Source organism: Bartonella vinsonii subsp. vinsonii (genome assembly GCF_902825235.1).
Lineage (GTDB): Bacteria > Pseudomonadota > Alphaproteobacteria > Rhizobiales > Rhizobiaceae > Bartonella > Bartonella vinsonii.
Genome location: NZ_CADEAJ010000003.1, coordinates 125,678 through 143,748, shown reverse-complemented (window position 1 = coordinate 143,748; position 18,071 = coordinate 125,678). Strand labels below are relative to the sequence as shown.

The window sequence follows — 18,071 nt, the reverse complement described above, 5'->3', positions numbered from 1 at the left end:
AACAAGATCATCATGTTCAAAGCTGAACGCTATTTTTTTTAAGGTGATGCTTCATTCTTGACAGTGAGATGCACTTTATCCAAAACTGTGGACAAATCGTTTTGCAGAGCAGTTTCGAGATCAGCTATTGTAAGTCCTTTGTTATCTTTTGCTTTGATTTGAATGACCAATGTTTTTGGATTTTTAGCAAAGTCACCAAAAGCTTTTGAAATATTTTCAGCTTTTTCATGGTCTTTTAGCAAAATTTTGGGAGTTTGTGTCATCATCAGATAGAAATTGTCATAGAGTTCTTTTTTGAGATCATGTTTTGTGTCACCAAGATTTTGTGCGAGATAAGAAAAAAACTTATTAATGAAACCAGCATCTGTATAGCGTATGTCAATTTCATTGATGCCAAGGTCCTGAGAGGCTGCAATCATCACGTCTTTCTGACCAGAAAAGAGTTTTTCATCAGCATCAATAATTTTAGCAGATATTTTTCCAGAACCAACACCTTTTATGTTGAAAGACATACCATTAAGAGAGAGCGTACGTTTCCCTTCATCATAAGCAATATCGAGTTTTCCTGAAATATCAAAACGCTCAAGGTTCATTTTTTTGAAGAGATCTAAGTCTTTCTCTTCTATTTTTTTAGGTACAATCGAAAAGTTATCAAGAGAAAGAAGCATTTTTTTGGGTATGGGATGTTTCCACAGACTTGGTTTAAATTGGAAGGATTGGAGCGTTGTTTTCAACCGCGGTATATCAACGACAACATTATCAATTTTCGCATCAGCTGAGGTAATAGCGAGCAGTGTGTTTAAGAGGATACCATTTCGTGCTGTTTTTTCAGCAACCGGATTATTTTCTTTTCTTGCATCAAGATAAGCTTGAATCAATTTCTCTGGTGTTTGTTCGAGCGGTTTCATCTTTAGACCAGACGTTTTAAATTGACCGAGAGAAAAAGAAGCATTTTGTTCTGTTTCTTTGAAAATATTGACACTTATGTTATTCAGAGAAATGGGACCGGTAACGGTTTTTCCTTGATTGAGCGCGTTGTTTTTTCCAAAAATGATAGAATAAGCGTAATTGATGTCAATATCATGCATTTTCATTGTATCACTTTTGGCGATAAGATACATCTGTTCAGCATCATTTGCAGCGATCGTTGTAAGATCGATATTTTTAACGCTAACAGAACGAATACGACCGTTTCTAAAACCAGAAAGCTGAAAATTCTTTACTTCAACTTTTTCTGTTTCCTTATTTTTATCTTTTACAGAAAGCTGTATATTAGGAGCAAAGATTGATGCAAGTTCAATACGCATAATTGTTTGCAAAAGGTGTGATGTAATTGCTGTATCCTTCTCTTTTAATGACACGCTTTTAAGAGAAATCTGGGGAATGTGTACATGAATATTCTTATGCTTTAAATCAACATTATAAAGTGTAAACGTCCCTGGAATAAAAGAAAGTGGAGGACGAGCAGAAATAGCCCCAATTTTAAGTGATATATTGGCAGGAACTGGCAGTGTAACATTCGTCAAATTGACTTTTCCTATGATGCTAACTTCGGCTGTTTCTGCTTTTATAGAACGGCGGGCTATTTCTCGTCTCACAAAACTGTCAAGATAGGGTTTTGCCATATAAAAAGCACCGACAACTATAATTGCCAAGATAGCGACAAATCCAATAATACAAGTCAACCAGTATTTTAGATTACCTCTATACCCATTATTAAGATTGTCCATCATTTCTTCTTTCGTCTTTATCGCTCCCTCGTGAGAGTGGAGATAAATTCCTTTAAGCAACAACAAAAGTTAAGATAGAGTGTGCATCAGGTTCAACAGTTATCTACTCTCTTTTACATGTAGAGTCATTTCTGTTTTTTTTGCAATACGCTTTTATTAACTGTTATCAATTTTCTTTAATTTCAACAAAACACTTAAAGAATAAGCAGAGAGAAGTATATACCATTTATCACTTTAAAGTGTGCTAACGTTTGCTTTTATCTTGCCGCTTTTTATAGGAACAGTTAAAACAATATATGTGTTTATTGTAATCTAATGGGGAGAGATGGGTATCATGACAGGAAATCAAATAATGGCTTTTTCTATCATTGGTCTCATGATGGTTGTTTTTATTTGGGATCGATTCCGTTATGATCTTGTCGCTCTTTGTACATTATTGGTTGCTTGCATTGTGGGACTTGTTAGCCCAAAGGAGGCGTTTAGCGGCTTCAGTAATGATATTGTTATTATTGTGGGGAGTGTGTTTGTTGTCAGTACAGCTGTATCACGTTCTGGTATAATGGAATTTATTATTCAACGGATATGGCCAGATGTAAAATCAGTGCGTCTTCAATTGGCTTTTTTGGTTATTTCTGTAGTGTTTTTATCAATGTTTGTTAAAAACATTGGTGCTTTGGCTATCATGCTTCCTATTGCTTTTCAATTTGCTCGTCGCTCTCAGATTTCCCCTTCTATCTTTTTGATGCCCATGGCATTTGGTTCTTTGTTGGGTGGTCTTATGACACAGATAGGGACTTCTCCTAACGTTGTTATTTCAGCTATGCAAGAACGTTTAACGGGGGCTTCTTTTACCATGTTTGATTTTACGCCGGTTGGTGCCGCTGTTGCTACTGCTGGTGTACTATATCTGGTCTTTTTTTCTTGGCGTTTACCTGTACGTGTACGTTCAGGTGTATCGTTTGATGATGCTATTGATATTCGTAACTATGTTTCGGAAGTGTATATTCCAACAAATTCACCGATTGTGGGAAAAACTATAGTGGACCTTGTTAAACCATCAGGTGGTGATATCATGGTGGTTCAAGTTATCAGAAATAAAGTCTCTATTTCGCCATTGCCAGATTTTGTTTTGTCTGAAAACGATATTATTTTGTTGGAGGGTTCACACACAGGGCTAGATAGTGTGATGAATTCTGCTCGTTTAGAGTTTCTCTCTGATCGAACTATTTCCACGGGAGACAAGGACAGCGACGTCGATATTATTGAGGCAGTTGTCACACATAATTCACCCCTCATTGGCATCAGTGCGAAAGAGTTTTCGTTCTTTGATCGCTATGATGTGAATTTTCTTGCGTTAAGTCGACAACATGAAAGAGTACGGGGGAGGCTTGAGGATATTGTTTTCCATCTTGGAGATGTGATTGTCTTGCAGGGACAAGAGAGGGTTATTCCAAATTTATTACGGGAACTGAAATGTTTACCCTTAGCAAAACGCAATATTGTGTTCGGCAATTTACGTCATGGTTTTGTATCTTTAGCTATTCTCTTTATAGCGATCATTTGCACGGCTTTTCATATTGTTCCCGTTTCCCTTTCTTTTTTCTCTGCTGCTACTGCTATGGTTATCTTTCGAGTTTTGCCAGCGCGTGACTTATATCAAGCATTAGATGGCCAAATATTAGTTTTATTAGCGACTCTTATTCCAGTGAGTGAAGCACTAGAGAAGACAGGATGTACGGATCTCATAGGTCAATGGCTGAGCCAATTGGCGGTGTTTTTCCCACCCTCTGGCGCATTGGCGCTGATGTTGGTTACAGCCATGTTGGTAACGCCATTTTTGAATAATGCAGCGACAGTTATGATGGTCGCACCAATCGCATCAAGCTTTGCTCATTCTCTTCATTATAAGCCTGAAGCTTTTCTGATGGCTGTTGCAATTGGTGCGGGATGTGAGTTCCTCACGCCTATTGGACACCAAAGTAATATGCTCGTGATGGCACCAGGGGGATATCGTTTTAGTGATTATCCACGCTTTGGTGCTCCGTTGGCGGTATTGATAGTCATTGTTGCAGTTCCAATGCTCATGTGGATTTGGCCATTACAATAAAACATTTTTAGACACGGTAAGTGACAGCCTCAAAAGGTTATCAATCGAGTAACAATAAGTTAAAGAGAAATATTTTGTACACAGAGTTTTACTTGAAGTTTGAATTTTAAATTGATTTTTCTCATGGAGTTTTGGCATTTCTTCCGTTCTGGATAACAAAATTTGTTTATTTGGTTAAAAATATTTTCAATCATGGAAATTAAGTAATATCTCTTTGTAAAAGTTTTTTTAATGAATTGTTTTCTCACTGAAATTCTACGATTAAGGGCTTTAAAAAATGCAATAGGATTGTTGCTTTTAAGATTTGAAAAGGTAATTCTCGTATATATAACGAGAAGGAGGGGATACAAATAGCTCTTGAGATTATAGAGAGGCTTGTATAATGGGCATGAGGGGTGTGGTAACAGTTTAAAAAGGGATGTAAAACTATATTATGAACCAAAATGCGGTTCTATCGTTTTTGATTGATGGAGTTGCAAAAGTCCAAGTGGTTTGGATACACATTGATTTGCAATAAATAAGTTAGAAATTTTAAGGTTTTTAGTTTATGAGAGCTACCATCTTTATACATTTATGCGTAAAAGCACAGAAAGTAATTTTTTCCAAGGTATGATATATGTCGTATGATAGTTTTATTGCTGAAGTTAATGCAGAGGTTCGTCAGGAAAAAGCTCTTGCTTTTTGGAGACGTTATGGTTTTGCGGTTATTTTTGCAATTGTTGTTTTCATTTTGATGGTAGTGACTTATCAAATTTACCATCATGAACAAATAAAGAAAGCTGGTCATATTGGTGATGCATTTGTAAAAAGCCTTGATTTTGCGGATACACGTCATTTTGATGAAGCGATGAAGCAATTGGAAAATGTTAAAGTCTCTAACTTTGGAGGATATCCTTTTCTTGCTCGTTTGCGTGAAGCTTCTTTATTCATGGAACAAGGTGATACTGTTAAATCAGTAGAAGCCTTTGATTCTGTTGCGGCTGATGAAAAGGCACCACAAATTTTGCGGAAAGTTGCAAAAATTCGTGCAGCTTATATTTTGGTTGATACAGGGACTTTGGATGAGATTAAAAAGCGCGTTGAAGATATGGCAAATGATATTGATCCTATGCGTATGTCTGCAAGAGAGGCTTTGGGCTTAGCTGCGTATAAAGCCGATAAGGTAAAAGAAGCGGTTGATTATTTTAGGAAAATTACTGAAGAAGGTGCTTTAGGATCAAAAGTAGCAGATCGGGCTCGTATGATGCTTGAGCTTATACAAGCAGAGGGCAAGGTAAGTAAGGAATGAATTTATGAGCCTTACCATTGCTATAGTTGGTCGCCCCAATGTTGGGAAGTCAACGCTCTTTAATCGTTTGGTTGGGCAAAAATTGGCTTTGGTTGATGATAAGCCAGGCGTTACACGTGATCGGCGTATTCATGCAGGAAAACTTCAAGATCTGCGTTTTGATGTGATTGATACAGCTGGGTTAGAAGAAGCGGGTGATCATACACTTGAAGGTCGTATGCGTTCTCATACAAAAGCTGCTATTGAAGAATCCGATCTTATTTTATTTGTGTTTGATGCTAAAAGTGGAATAACGCCGAGTGATTTAAGTTTCGCTTCATTGGTTCGCAAGTCAGGCAAACCGATAGTGCTTGTTGCCAATAAGTCTGAGTCAAAAGCAGCTACAGGGGGAGAGTATGAAGCGTGGTCATTAGGTTTGGGGGAGCCTTGTCCCATATCTGCTGAACATGGTCTAGGGCTTACGGATCTTCGTGATGCAATTGTAGATGCTGTTGGTATGCAACGTGCTTTTGAACATAAAAACGAAGAAGAATATACTGCTGTACAACCTGCATCCGTTGGTGATGATGTGGATGATTTGGAAGAGGGATTTATTTACGATGAAAATAAGCCCATTCGGATCGCAATTGCAGGGCGTCCAAATACAGGGAAGTCAACGCTCATCAATAGTATGTTGAAACAAGATCGGTTGTTAACAGGACCAGAGGCAGGTCTTACACGTGATTCTATTTCTGTAGATTGGGAATGGAGGGGCCGTCATATTAAACTTTTTGATACTGCAGGTTTACGCCGAAAATCAAAAATTCAAGAAAAATTAGAAAAACTTTCTGTTGCAGATACTTTACGTGCAATTCGTTTTGCAGAGGTGGTAGTGATCGTTTTTGATGCAACGGCACCGTTTGAAAAGCAGGATTTGCAAATCACTGACCTTGTGATTCGTGAAGGGCGAGTTCCTCTTATTGCTTTTAATAAGTGGGATCTTGTTGAAAATAGTCAGGAGACATTGATTGATTTGCATGAGAAATGTAGCCGCCTTCTTCCTCAGGTTCGTGGTTTGAGAGCTGTTCCTTTATCGGGCCAATATGGTCAAGGGATTGATAAACTGATGGAAAATATCATGATGATGCACCGTGTGTGGAATCGCCGTATTTCCACGGGAAAACTGAATCGATGGCTTGAAACTGTTGTTGCACATCATCCACCACCTGCAGTTTCTGGGCGTCGACTTAAGATTAAATATATAACACAGATTAAGACGCGTCCTCCTGGATTTGTGATTTCTTGTTCGCGACCACAGGTAATGCCTCAATCGTATTTACGTTACCTTTCCAATGGATTACGTGATGCGTTCGATATGCCTGGTATACCAATTCGCATATCATTACGCGCATCTGATAATCCTTTTGCGCCACGTTCCAAAAAGAAATGATTCTTCTCTGTTTTTTTAGTGAATGAAGTCTATATTTAAGAACCAGTTTAAGAAAATAGACTTTTTCATAAATGATTATGTTTTAATATCGAAAATGAACTGCGTATTATCACCAAATAATGATATTATTTTCCATAAAAGAAGAAACATTTTTTATTGAGCAATATATTGATTTATAAAAATAATTTTATCATTCTCTCTATTGGATGAAGAGGTCTCATATGGCGCTATTTTCTCGTTGCAATTTCTCTTAATCTTAAAACAAAAAATCCTGTATTGATGCGTTATTGAAAGGAATAAATGTATGAATCAGAATTGTTTGAAGCAGAAGTCTCTTTAATAAAGCATTTTAATCAAGAGGAGTTGCATAACTGAGGATCAGAGAGTGTATTATAGTGCTGGGTAAAAGAAGTTCTCATATCTGTAATTATTAAGGAGAAAGCCGATTTGCGGCGGTTGTTCTCACAAAAAGTAGAAATATTTACCATATCTAAAACATTCGAAGTGGTGTAGTGCTAGTATCTAAGATTTTGTTTTACATAGTCTTTTTTACATAACATAATTCATTACAGTTCTATGTCGTACATTAAAAGATATGGAAGAATCATAGATATCACCCTTTATTTGTGAACAGGGATAAACACTGTAAAAGAGGGTATTTTCTCACTATGTTTCTTGATGTCTTGACATGAAGGCTGGTATGTTTTGCTAAAGCTGAACAGCGACGTATTCTCTGTAGGTTGGGGTGATTATTTAAGAATACATAAGGGGTGAGGATTCATAAAATTAAAAGACATGTTATTTATGGGATAAATTGTGATAGATTTCTTTTAGCGTCTTGACGAATAAATGCGAGAACAATATGATGCGCACGGTTTTGTAGATTAACCTTTTACTTTGCTTTTTGATTAAGGAGCCAATGATGGCAAAGGGGAGTGAACCCATTGTGCCACTGCAGGGAACTGAAGCGGAAGAAGAAGGGCAAAAAGACTGTCTTCATTCAGAGGATTTGGAATGTCGAAGTAAGAAGTTAGGTAGAGCTTTAATGCATAAGAAAGCATTAAAGAAGCAGGGGTATGGAAATGAGGGGGGAGTGTCACAAGGAAAGATGGCACATGCAATTAAGCTTTCGAGTGAGTTTCTTGCAAGTATCATTGTCGGTGTGGTTTTGGGGGTGGGGTTTGATAAGTTAGCAGGTTCATGGCCATGGGGGTTGGTATTTTTTCTTTTTCTTGGATTTGCTGCTGGTGTATTGAGTATTCTTCGGTCTGTGGGATATATTTCCTCCAGTCCATTAAGGCAAAGAGGCGTATTGCGCCAAGATAAAAGGTCCGATAAAGGGCTTGATAAATGAGGTTGAAGTGACATCACACACTCCAGATCCTATCCATCAGTTTGAGATTTCACGACTGATTAAGATTTCCATAGGGAATATGGATTTGTCCTTTACGAATGTATCATTTTTTATAGTAGCTACAGTTGTTGTAACTTCGGTTTTTCTCTTTATTTCGTCATCAAGTCGTGGGTTAGTTCCAACACGGATGCAGTCTCTTTCAGAAATGGCCTATGAGTTTGTAGCAACGACTTTGCGGGAATCCGCTGGTGTGCAGGGGATGCAATTTTTCCCCTTAGTTTTTTCCCTATTTACTTTTATTTTGGTTGCAAATTTTATTGGTCTTTTTCCCTATTTTTATACGATCACCTCTCAGATTATGATTACGTTTTCATTGGCTATGGTAGTAATTTTGACAGTCATTGGTTATGGTTTTTATAAGCATGGGATCAATTTTTTGAAACTTTTTGTTCCCAGTGGTGTGCCTGTTGTGGTTTTGCCTCTGGTTACGATGATTGAGGTTATTTCTTTTCTTTCTCGTCCTATCAGTCTTTCACTTCGTCTTTTTGCTAATATGCTTGCTGGTCATATTACCCTCAAAGTATTTTCTGGTTTCGTTGTCTCAATGATTGGAGTAGGGGTTGTAGGTGTTGGTGGTTCAATTTTGCCACTTATCATGACCGTAGCGATTACTGCTCTTGAATTTTTGGTAGCATTTCTTCAGGCATACGTCTTTACGGTTTTAACTTGTATGTATCTTAATGATGCAGTTCATCCAGGACATTAATAAAACTGGCGGTTTTCCGTCGAATAGTGTAATTTTGCTTTAAAGGAGAATAATATGGAATTAGTGCTTGCAGCAAAATATATTGGTGCTGGTCTTGCTTGCTTTGGAATGGCAGGGACAGCTTTAGGCCTTGGAAATATTTTTGGTAGCTATCTTTCTGGTGCATTACGCAATCCATCAGCAGCAGATAGTCAGTTTGGCCGTCTTGTCTTTGGTTTTGCTGTGACAGAAGCTTTGGGCATTTTTTCATTGCTTATTGCTTTATTGCTTCTTTTCGGAGTTTAATCATCATCAAAAAGGGATACCTGTTTTCTGTGTGAGAGGTAGGTATGCCTTTTGTTTCTTAATGAGAAGAATGTTAGTCCATTACCATCGGTTTTAGGGGGAGTGAGTTGTTGAAGGATGAAAGAAGATGTTTGTTTCCAGCGCTTATGCACAAACCACTGACAAGCCGATAGAACATGTACAAAACGTGGCAGGGCATGCAGATCGTGTGTTTCCGCCTTTTGATTTTGTGCATTTTGCTTCACATTTTTTTTGGTTAGCAATTTCTTTTGGGCTTTTTTATCTCTTTATTTCTCGTGTGATTGTGCCTCGTATTGGTGGTGTTATTGAAACACGCCGAGATCGAATCGCATCTGATTTAGATCAGGCGATGCGTATGAAGCAGGAAGCAGATACTGTAGTTGAAACTTACGAGCGGAAATTGGCAGAAGCGCGTTTGCAGGCTCATGTTATAGCACAAGCAGCTGGTGAAGAGTTAAAAGAGAAGGCTGAGCTTGAACGAAAGGAAGTTGAAGAAAGTTTAGAAAAAAAGCTAGCAGATGCTGAAAAACAGATCACAAAAATTCGGGATAAAGCTATGCAAAATGTTGGCTCTATCGCTGAAGAAGTAGCTCTTGAAATCGTAAAAAAGTTGACTGATGTTCATGTCAGCAAAGAGTCTGTTCGTTCAGTTATTAAAGTTGCGGATTACTGAAGGATACGAGAATGACAGATACTTTTTGGGCGTTTGTTGGATTAATTCTTTTTTTGGCTCTTTTGGTTTATTTCAAAATTCCGCAGAGAGCTGTGCGTCATCTTGATGCGCGTGCAAAGCGTATTAAAGATGAGCTTGATGAAGCCCTTCGTCTTCGTGAAGAAGCGCAGGAAGTGCTTGCTGAATATCAGCGCAAACATGCGGAAGCAGAGAAGGATGCACAAGAGATTATTGCAGCGGCTAAGCATGAAGTTGCATCTATTATCGCCGAAGCTCGTACAAAAGCAGAGGAATATGTAAAAAACCGCAATAAATTAGCAGAGCAAAAAATTGCTCAAGCGGAAGCTGATGCGGTACGTATGGTTTCTTCATCTGCTATTGAATTGGCCGTTTCTACTGCTCGTACGCTTATCGCAAAAGAATTAGATTCTCATAAAGCGAATGAACTTATTAAGGAGTCTCTTTGTGAAGAATCTCTTAATAAAATGAAAGCATATCTTAATTAATAGCAGTTAAAGTGCTTAAAGAATCAGTTTTTTAGGGGAGTAGTTCCTTTTTAGAATTGAGTATTTCTTTCAACTTTTTCTTGCATGAGTAATTATTTACTTATTTTGGAAAGACATCTCTCAAACTTTTTTATACTGTCTGTGAAGGGTATTGTACAAGATATCATGGGATACCCTATCCTGTGCTTATGAAAGCATAAATCACCATTATTATCATCTCAAAATATTGCCATTTCTTTTGTCTTGAGACAGTTCAAAACGTATTTTTCTCAAATAGGTTTTATCCATATGTTAATCCCAGTTTGAATGTACAAGCAGACGATTTTTGTTATATAATCTTACGAGAGAGTTTGAGATAAAAGATTTGTATTGCTTTCGCTTTTCTCATTTAATATGTAAATGGATAAACTATTATTATAAATAAAATGGTTGTATTATAATAATTGACTCGATTTTTTTATCAGTTACTATAAAGTATCATTTACGCTACAAACTCTACAACTCCTACAAATTGTCTCGAACTTCATGTAAGAAATTATAATGTCTTTTTAGGTTTGATAACAAAGATACTCAAAAATAGAAAAATTGTCTTTTTATTATTTTTCAATTTATAGAGTGTTTATTTTTAGACTACAAGTTTTGAAAAATCTGCGACTGTTTCTGTAATGTTATGGATCTGTTTCAGAAGAGCGAGACGATTAGTGCGAATATCGGGATTTTTATCGTTCACTAATACTTTTTCGAAAAATATATCGATAAATTTTCCGAGTGGCGCTAGCGTATTGAGTGTGTATGAAAAATCTGTTGCATTGATGTGCTCACGAACTTTGCTTTCTATCTTCATAATTTCTTGATAAAGTTGTTTTTCTTCTACTTCAATAAAGAGTTCAGGGTTAATTTTGTTTGTTATGATTGTCCCTTTTTGAACTTCATTCTCAAGAATGTTTACGGTCCGTTTTACAGCGGCTAAAAAGCTGTTCCCATCGCTTGTATTGATAAAGGCAATAAGTGCTTCAACACGACGGGCGATTAATAAAAGATCACCAGTATCTTTGTTTAAGATTGCGTCAAGAGCGTCATGACGGGCTCCTTGTTCTTTTAGATAGATTTTCAGACGTTCATGAAAGAAAAGTAACAGATCTGATAAAATATATTCTGTTTTTTCTAGAAATAAATTTTGTGATTGCGTATCTTCTCTTTGAGATGTTTCATATTGCGTTTTTTGTTGCGAAAAAAGATTTGTTGCCAATTTAAACAATGGCATAAGATTAATTTTCCAGTCACGCGAAAGCACAAGCCTAATAATCCCCAATGCGGCTCGTCTTAATGCGTAAGGATCTTTGGAGCCGGTAGGTTTTTCATTAATGAGCCAAAAACCGACGAGCATGTCAATTTTATCAGCCAGCGCAATTGTGATAGCAACAGGTTCTTGCGGAATACGATCTGTTGGTCCTAGGGGTTTATAGTGGTCTTCAATTGCTTCAGCTACGCGAGGATCTTCTCCCTGAAGGAGGGCATATTTTCGTCCCATAAGTCCTTGCAGTTCAGGAAACTCTCCGACAACTTCTGTTTGCAGGTCAGCTTTTGCAAGTATTGCAGCACGTTTAGCTAAGAGAGGGTCTGCTTGCACTAAGGGAGCAATTTTTTGTGCTAGGGCAGCGACGCGTTCTACTCTTGCACCTTGTGTTCCTAATTTTGCATGGAAAGTTACATTTAAATGATCCAATCGCGCCATTCTCTGATCGAGAGGTTTTGTTAAATCAAGATCAATTTTTTTTGCAGAAGATTCTAAATCTTTGATATCAGGCAAATTATGCTGGTCCGTTTGCCAAAAATAAAGCGCATCAGAAAGACGAGCACAGACAACTTTACTATTTCCTTTAGAAATTTCCTTGCCTTCATCGCTTGCAAGGATATTAGAGACAAGAATAAAATGATGAGAGAGTGTGATCTTTTCGCCTTGTTTGCGGGTTACAAAACATTTTTGATTAGCTCGAATGGTCAAACGAATAATTTCTGGAGGAATCTCGAGGAAAGATTTGTCAAAATTGCTCATAAGAACAACAGGCCATTCAACGAGTCCTGCTACTTCTTCTAAGAGGGCATTGTCTTGAACCAGTTCTAAACCGTTTGCAAAGCAAAGATTTTGAGCATCAGCCAAAATAATATTTTTTCGCCTTTCTGCATCGAGAATAACTTTATGGGCTTCAAGTTTGGTGATATAATCATCAAAGCGGCGGATTTGGATAGGGTTTCCATCACTTAAAAAACGATGACCATAAGTTAGATTGTTACTTTTGAGAGAACCGACAGTAAACGGGATAACATGCGTTTCACCGATTTCTGGTCCGAAGATGCAAAGAATATTTTGTAAAGATCGAATCCATTTCAGTGCTCCGCTTTTTGCTGAATCTTCGCCCCAACGCATGGACTTCGGCCATGGAAAATTACGGATAATATCTGGTAAAATATCAGCTATAATTTCTTCTGCCTTTCGGCCTTTTTTGATGATTTTAGCGATATAAAAATCGCCTTTTTTACTATCATGTGCAATATCTGCTTCAGAAATATCGCTTAGCCCCGTTGTGCGCAGAAAACCATCAATCACATGTTGTGGTGATTTTGTACTGGGACCTTTACGTTCTTCATGAATATCTTTTGAGCATAGAGATAAACCTCGTATGTCTAATGTTAATCGACGGGGGGTCCAATATTCCTGAGCAGCTTTATAGGTTAAGCCTGCTTTCACAAGTTGATCTGTGAGACATTTTTTGAGATCAGCCGCAGCTTTTCGTTGCATACGCGCAGGGATTTCTTCGCTGAAAAGTTCAAGAAGAAGATCAGACATGAGATTTTTCCTTTAGTGCGATTTGTCCAGCTTCTGTACGTAAGAAAGCTTCTCCACAACGGCGTGCAAGATCGCGAACGCGAAGAATATAACTTTGTCGTTCAGTGACAGAAATAACGCCACGTGCTTGCAAAAGATTGAAGAGGTGGCTCGCTTTAATACACTGGTCATAAGCTGGGAACACACACAGATGTAAGACATTTTCTTTCTTTGGTTTTCCAGCTTCAAGGAGTGCAATGCATTCACATTCTGCATCAATAAAATGTTGGTGTAATAGTTTAGTGTCGGCAAATTCAAAATTATAGTATGAATATTCTTGCTCTGCTTGTAAAAAAATATCTCCGTAACTTATTTTATTTTCGTCATCTAAACCATTAAAGTTCAGATCATAGACGTTATCCACACCTTGTATATACATTGCTAAGCGTTCAAGTCCGTAGGTGAGTTCTCCTGAAACTGGAGCGCATTCAATGCCACAAACTTGCTGAAAATAAGTAAATTGAGAAATTTCCATTCCATCACACCAACATTCCCATCCAAGTCCCCAAGCACCAAGCGTTGGACTTTCCCAATCATCCTCGACAAAGCGAATATCATGAAGCTTTGTATCAAGACCGATGGCCTGTAGCGACTTAATATAAAGCTCTTGTAAATTGGGAGGGGAAGGTTTGATAAGCACTTGGAATTGATAATAGTGCTGTAAACGATTTGGATTTTTACCATATCGTCCATCTGTTGGACGTCTGGAAGGTTGGACGTAAGCGACTTTCCAAGGGCGCGGTCCTAGTGAACGCAATGTTGTGGACGGATGAAAAGTTCCAGCCCCAACTTCCATATCATATGGCTGTAAAATTGCGCATCCATAATGAGCCCAATAATTTTGCAAAGTTAAGATAAGTCCTTGAAAAGAACGTTTTGGATTGAGATGTTCAGGCAGTTTCACGCTTTATACTCTTTTAATATTTAACTTATAGATAGCGACCAAAAGGACTTCATCTTCTATACTTGTCTATTGTCTCATAGGGTTATGGTCAAGCATCGTTATTTACTGTAAGCCATATTTTAGTTTTTTTTGGATTTTTAAGAAGTCTTTTGATTCCCCATCAATTGCATGATTCCACTGAAATATTGCTTCACGTTTACGCCCAACTTGCCAATAAGCATCGCCTAAATGATCATTCAATGTGGGATCTTCAGGTTGCAATTTGACAGCGGTTTCCAATATTTGAACAGCTTGATTATATTGCTTAAGCTTATAATAAGCCCATCCTAGAGAATCTAAGATATGACTATTTTGAGTTTGTAATGCAGAAGCTTTTTGCAGCATATGCAGCGATTCTTCAAGTTTTTGATCACGTTCAACAAGTGAATAACCCAAATAGTTAAGGACTTGTGGTTGATCAGGGAAAAATTCAAGTGCTTTTCGCAAATCAATTTCAGCTTTTTGCCATTGCTGTAAACGCTCGAAAGCGATACCGCGCTGATAAAAAAGTTTCCAATCATCGTGTTGAAAATTTGTTATTTGCGCAATAGCGCGATCCATAGTTTTTGCAGCTTCAGCAAATTTATTTTCCTGCATATAAAGAGCAGCTAACGTTATCACAATATGGTGATCGTGAGGGAATTTTTTCTTTAATGCGTGAAGTAATTTAATGGCTTCGTTATGCTTGTTGTTATTTGCAAGAATGAAGGCAAGCCGTAGCTGCCCACCTTTATAATAAGGAGAGCTCGGTGATAAAGCTTGGTAAAGCTTAATGGCTTGATTAAGATCATTCAGTTTTGCAGAAATATTTGCTAGTTGAAACAGTGTTGCCTCATTTTGAGGAAATAAGGCAAAAGATAATTGTTTAAAAATACGTGCAATTTGTCCTGAATTTTTGTGGTTTAAGGCTGTTCCAAAGTTATATAATACTTCACCTGCTCCTTGTTGGGGTGTTTTAACCAATCTTTCTAAGGAGGCCCCTTTTTCAACTTTTTCTCGGATATTTTTAAGTATTTCTCGACCTGGCAACATCTTTTCGCCATGCTTGAGAGTCTGAAGAGCTTGATTGCGCATTTTATGACGCAATTGGAATGAAGCATAAGCTATGACAATACGTTCATAAGTATTGGGAGCTATGAGAATAGCTTGTCGGTTATTAAGTGCTTGAGTGAAATATTTTTCTGCATCCTGTGTGTGTCTTGCTAGATCACTCATGAGTGCAAGATGGTAGCGTATAAAAAGACCATACCAAGCAGGCCCTTGGATTTTTTCAAGATCAGCGATTGCTTGAGATTGTTGTCCAGCCCCGAATGTAGCCCAAGCGCCGATGAGTTCAGGTATTGGATTGTTTGCAGCAGGAGGTGCTTTCAATTGTAGAAAAAGTCTGGCATCTTGGTAGTTTTTTTTGATGAGATTGTCTATCGACAATGTTAAGGAAACAAAGGGAGTTATAATACCTTGCTCTTTAAGTTTTTTTGCTTGTTGAACAGCTTCTTTGAAGATTCCCACGGAGAGCATAGATTCAAGGAGTTCTTTTTGTGTTTCGATGTTATCAGGTTTATAAACAAGTGCTTGTTTAAAATAATTGATGGCAAGATCTGTTTTGTTTTCATAACTCGCAATTCTTCCAGCTAGATAAGCGCCTGTAAATGAGGTTGTATTAATTGTGGCGTTTATTTTGCCGTAGGTCGCTGATGGCATCAGTATGATACCCGCGATAAAGAGAGTAAAAAAGCGGGATACTTTTGCACTGCACATAGAGTTAATCCTTTTCAAGATAATCAATCGATTGTATGGGTTATAGATCATATCCGATTACTTTATTGAAAAATACTGTGATTCTTGCAAACAATCAGTTTACGCGCGCAATACAAAAATCAACAGTTTCAATGAGAGCATGGTAAGCAGGGTTTTTGTTTATTGAAGCAAGTGCATTGGTTGCACGCTTACCATAGATGCGTGCTTGCTCTATTGTATCTGTGAGGCTATCATATTTTTCTATTAAGTGTTGTGCATGTGTGAAAGCTTTATCATCGTTATTACCGTTTTCAAGAGCTTGTTTCCAAAACGCTTTTTCTACCGTATTACTCCGTGCATATGCGAGGATAACAGGCATTGTAATTTTGCCTTCTCTAAAATCATCTCCTATATTTTTTCCCAAATGTTGTGTAGCACCACCATAGTCTAGTGCATCATCAATCAATTGAAAAGCAAGACCTAGCAATGTTCCATACTCACGCAATGCAGAACGCTCTTTCTCTTTATAGCCAGCGATAATTGGTCCCACTTCAGCAGCAGCTGAAAAAAGTGCTGCTGTTTTTGCGTTGATAACTTTGAGGTAGTCTGAAGCACTTGTTTCTACATTTTTTGCGGCAGAAAGTTGCATCACTTCTCCTTCAGCGATGATTGCAGCAGCATTTGCTAGGACAGAGAGCGCTTCTATAGAACCAACATCAACCATCATTTTAAAAGCTTGTCCTAAAAGAAAATCTCCAACAAGGACGCTTGCTTGATTTCCCCAGATCATACGTGCGGTAGATTTTCCGCGTCGTAAATTACTTTCATCAATCACGTCGTCATGTAACAAAGTTGCCGTATGCATAAATTCAACAGCTGTTGCGAGTTTTATATGTCCATCACTCTGATAACCAAACATATGAGCGGAAGCTAATGTAATCATTGGGCGTAACCGCTTTCCACCTGATGAAATCAGATGGTTAGAAATTTCAGGGATCATTTCAACCTCTGATTTTGCCATAGAGAGAATAAATTGATTCACACGCTCCATATCATGTTGGGTAAGGTTGATAAGGGATTGGAGAGATATTTGATTATTGCTTGTCTGATTTAATTTTGTGGCGACACTCAATGTGTTTGCTCCTAGAAGTATTGCAATGGACAGATATGAATTCTATTTTTATTTGCTAGCATAAAGGGGGTTTTGTTTTGACTCAAGCTTTTGATGCCATTTTTAGGAGCAGAAGTTTTGAATGATATTGGCAAGGAATATTTTAAAAGCTGGTGTGAGGTGATTGTTATGAAGTTGTGGGAAAAATTTAAAACAGCTTTTTAAACAACAGTTGATAGGAAAAAGTGCAATTCATAAAGATGAACATTAGGCTTGTAAATGAATGATATAACGAATCAGTGTGATGACACAATTGACAGTTTTCATCATGGAAAGTTTTATTTGGTGCAACCACGTAAATATGGCCATCGTTCTGGTATGGATGCTATGTTATTAGCCAGTTTAGTTCCCAATGATTTAAAGGGGAAGGTTGTTGATTTAGGTGCTGGTGCTGGTGCAGCAGGGTTGGCAGTTGCTTCGCGTTGTTTAGAGGTTCATGTTACATTGGTTGAGCGATCAGCTTTTATGGCATCTTACGCGCAAAAAACGCTTATGCTAAAACAAAATGAAAAACTTTCTGAGCGAATTTGTTTATTAGAAGCAGATGTTACTTTGAAAGGTAAGAATCGCTTAAAAGCAGGATTGGCAGATAATTCTTTTGATTTTGCAATTATGAATCCACCTTTTAACAGTCCCACGGATCGCCAGACGCCTGATAAACAAAAGTCTGAGGCACATGTTATGTCTGAAGAGATGTTTGATCATTGGTTGCGCAGTGCAGCAGCAATTGTGAAACCAAGTGGATATTTAGGGTTAATTGCCCGTCCACAATCACTGACTGATATTTTGCGTGCTTTAGAAGGGCGCTTTGGTGGTGTTTGTATAATTCCCGTTCATGCACGCGCGAAAACAGCAGCAATTCGTCTTTTATTTTATGCAAAGCGGGGAAGCAAAGCAGCTTTATCCATATTGCCGGCGTTGGTTATACACGAGGGTGATGATCATGCTTTTTCACCGCGGGTGGATGCAATTAATAATGGCTGTATAAGTTTGTGGGAACTTTTGAAATGATCTCTTGTGTTTTCCGGTTTATTGCTTAAATTCAAATTAAAGCTTCGTTTTTTAGGAGACTTTAAACTTTGTATGAAGTTTTATTTCTAGTTGTGATGTGGGGGGTGGTTATTGCTTTTGGAGGTTACGGCGTTCTTCCTTTCTGTTGTCCTTACTTATTTGG

General features: G+C 37.8%; 14 protein-coding genes. 9 read left to right on the top strand and 5 right to left on the bottom strand.

Annotated features, from left to right (window positions below):
- Positions 1-38: 38 nt before the first annotated feature.
- Positions 39-1,730, bottom strand: coding sequence for a hypothetical protein (locus J7R12_RS08945; RefSeq protein ID WP_234924830.1), 1,692 nt, complete (start codon positions 1,728-1,730; stop codon positions 39-41).
- 334 nt (positions 1,731-2,064) lie between these two features.
- On the opposite strand from J7R12_RS08945, the gene J7R12_RS04030 reads away from it, so the two are divergent.
- The 8 genes from J7R12_RS04030 to J7R12_RS03995 all read left to right on the top strand — a co-directional run bounded on the left by J7R12_RS04030 (position 2,065) and on the right by J7R12_RS03995 (position 10,159).
- Positions 2,065-3,837, top strand: coding sequence for an SLC13 family permease (locus J7R12_RS04030; RefSeq protein WP_126602729.1), 1,773 nt, complete (start codon positions 2,065-2,067; stop codon positions 3,835-3,837).
- Between the two features lie 616 nt (positions 3,838-4,453).
- On the top strand, positions 4,454-5,125 hold the full coding sequence (locus J7R12_RS04025) for a DUF2659 family protein (protein ID WP_126602731.1): 672 nt from the start codon (positions 4,454-4,456) through the stop codon (positions 5,123-5,125).
- A 4-nt stretch (positions 5,126-5,129) separates the two neighbouring features.
- Positions 5,130-6,554 (top strand): ribosome biogenesis GTPase Der, encoded by a 1,425-nt coding sequence (gene der / locus J7R12_RS04020; RefSeq protein ID WP_126602733.1) that lies wholly within the window; start codon positions 5,130-5,132, stop codon positions 6,552-6,554.
- Positions 6,555-7,476: 922 nt separating this feature from the next.
- Positions 7,477-7,908 carry an AtpZ/AtpI family protein gene (locus J7R12_RS04015; RefSeq protein ID WP_126602735.1) on the top strand — a complete coding sequence of 144 codons (432 nt, stop codon included), beginning with the start codon at positions 7,477-7,479 and terminating at the stop codon, positions 7,906-7,908.
- A gap of 7 nt (positions 7,909-7,915) precedes the next feature.
- Complete coding sequence (locus tag J7R12_RS04010) at positions 7,916-8,674, top strand: F0F1 ATP synthase subunit A (protein WP_126602737.1); 759 nt, start codon at positions 7,916-7,918, stop codon at positions 8,672-8,674.
- A gap of 54 nt (positions 8,675-8,728) precedes the next feature.
- Positions 8,729-8,959 carry a F0F1 ATP synthase subunit C gene (locus J7R12_RS04005; RefSeq protein ID WP_004860748.1) on the top strand — a complete coding sequence of 77 codons (231 nt, stop codon included), beginning with the start codon at positions 8,729-8,731 and terminating at the stop codon, positions 8,957-8,959.
- A 127-nt stretch (positions 8,960-9,086) separates the two neighbouring features.
- A complete protein-coding gene (locus tag J7R12_RS04000) occupies positions 9,087-9,653 on the top strand; it encodes a F0F1 ATP synthase subunit B (RefSeq protein WP_126602739.1) in 567 nt (188 codons plus the stop codon).
- An 11-nt stretch (positions 9,654-9,664) separates the two neighbouring features.
- Entirely contained in the window at positions 9,665-10,159 is a 495-nt protein-coding gene (locus J7R12_RS03995; RefSeq protein WP_126602741.1) for a F0F1 ATP synthase subunit B, read from the top strand.
- Between the two features lie 625 nt (positions 10,160-10,784).
- On the opposite strand, the gene glyS is transcribed toward J7R12_RS03995, so the two are convergent.
- The 4 genes from glyS to J7R12_RS03975 form a co-directional block, all read right to left on the bottom strand.
- Complete coding sequence (gene glyS, locus J7R12_RS03990; RefSeq protein WP_126602742.1) at positions 10,785-13,007, bottom strand: glycine--tRNA ligase subunit beta; 2,223 nt, start codon at positions 13,005-13,007, stop codon at positions 10,785-10,787.
- The gene (locus tag J7R12_RS03985; protein WP_126602744.1) at positions 13,000-13,950 is read right to left on the bottom strand and encodes a glycine--tRNA ligase subunit alpha; all 951 of its coding nucleotides are present in this window, start codon (positions 13,948-13,950) and stop codon (positions 13,000-13,002) included. The genes glyS and J7R12_RS03985 overlap by 8 nt, the downstream gene beginning before the upstream one ends.
- A gap of 102 nt (positions 13,951-14,052) precedes the next feature.
- Positions 14,053-15,747 carry a tetratricopeptide repeat protein gene (locus tag J7R12_RS03980; RefSeq protein WP_126602746.1) on the bottom strand — a complete coding sequence of 565 codons (1,695 nt, stop codon included), beginning with the start codon at positions 15,745-15,747 and terminating at the stop codon, positions 14,053-14,055.
- 94 nt (positions 15,748-15,841) lie between these two features.
- Positions 15,842-16,858: a polyprenyl synthetase family protein gene (locus J7R12_RS03975; protein ID WP_126602748.1), complete on the bottom strand. Its 1,017-nt coding sequence runs from the start codon at positions 16,856-16,858 to the stop codon at positions 15,842-15,844.
- Positions 16,859-17,116: 258 nt separating this feature from the next.
- Here J7R12_RS03975 and J7R12_RS03970 point away from each other — a divergent pair, with 258 nt between their 5' ends.
- Complete coding sequence (locus J7R12_RS03970) at positions 17,117-17,908, top strand: tRNA1(Val) (adenine(37)-N6)-methyltransferase (protein WP_126602750.1); 792 nt, start codon at positions 17,117-17,119, stop codon at positions 17,906-17,908.
- The last annotated feature ends 163 nt before the right edge of the window (positions 17,909-18,071 follow it).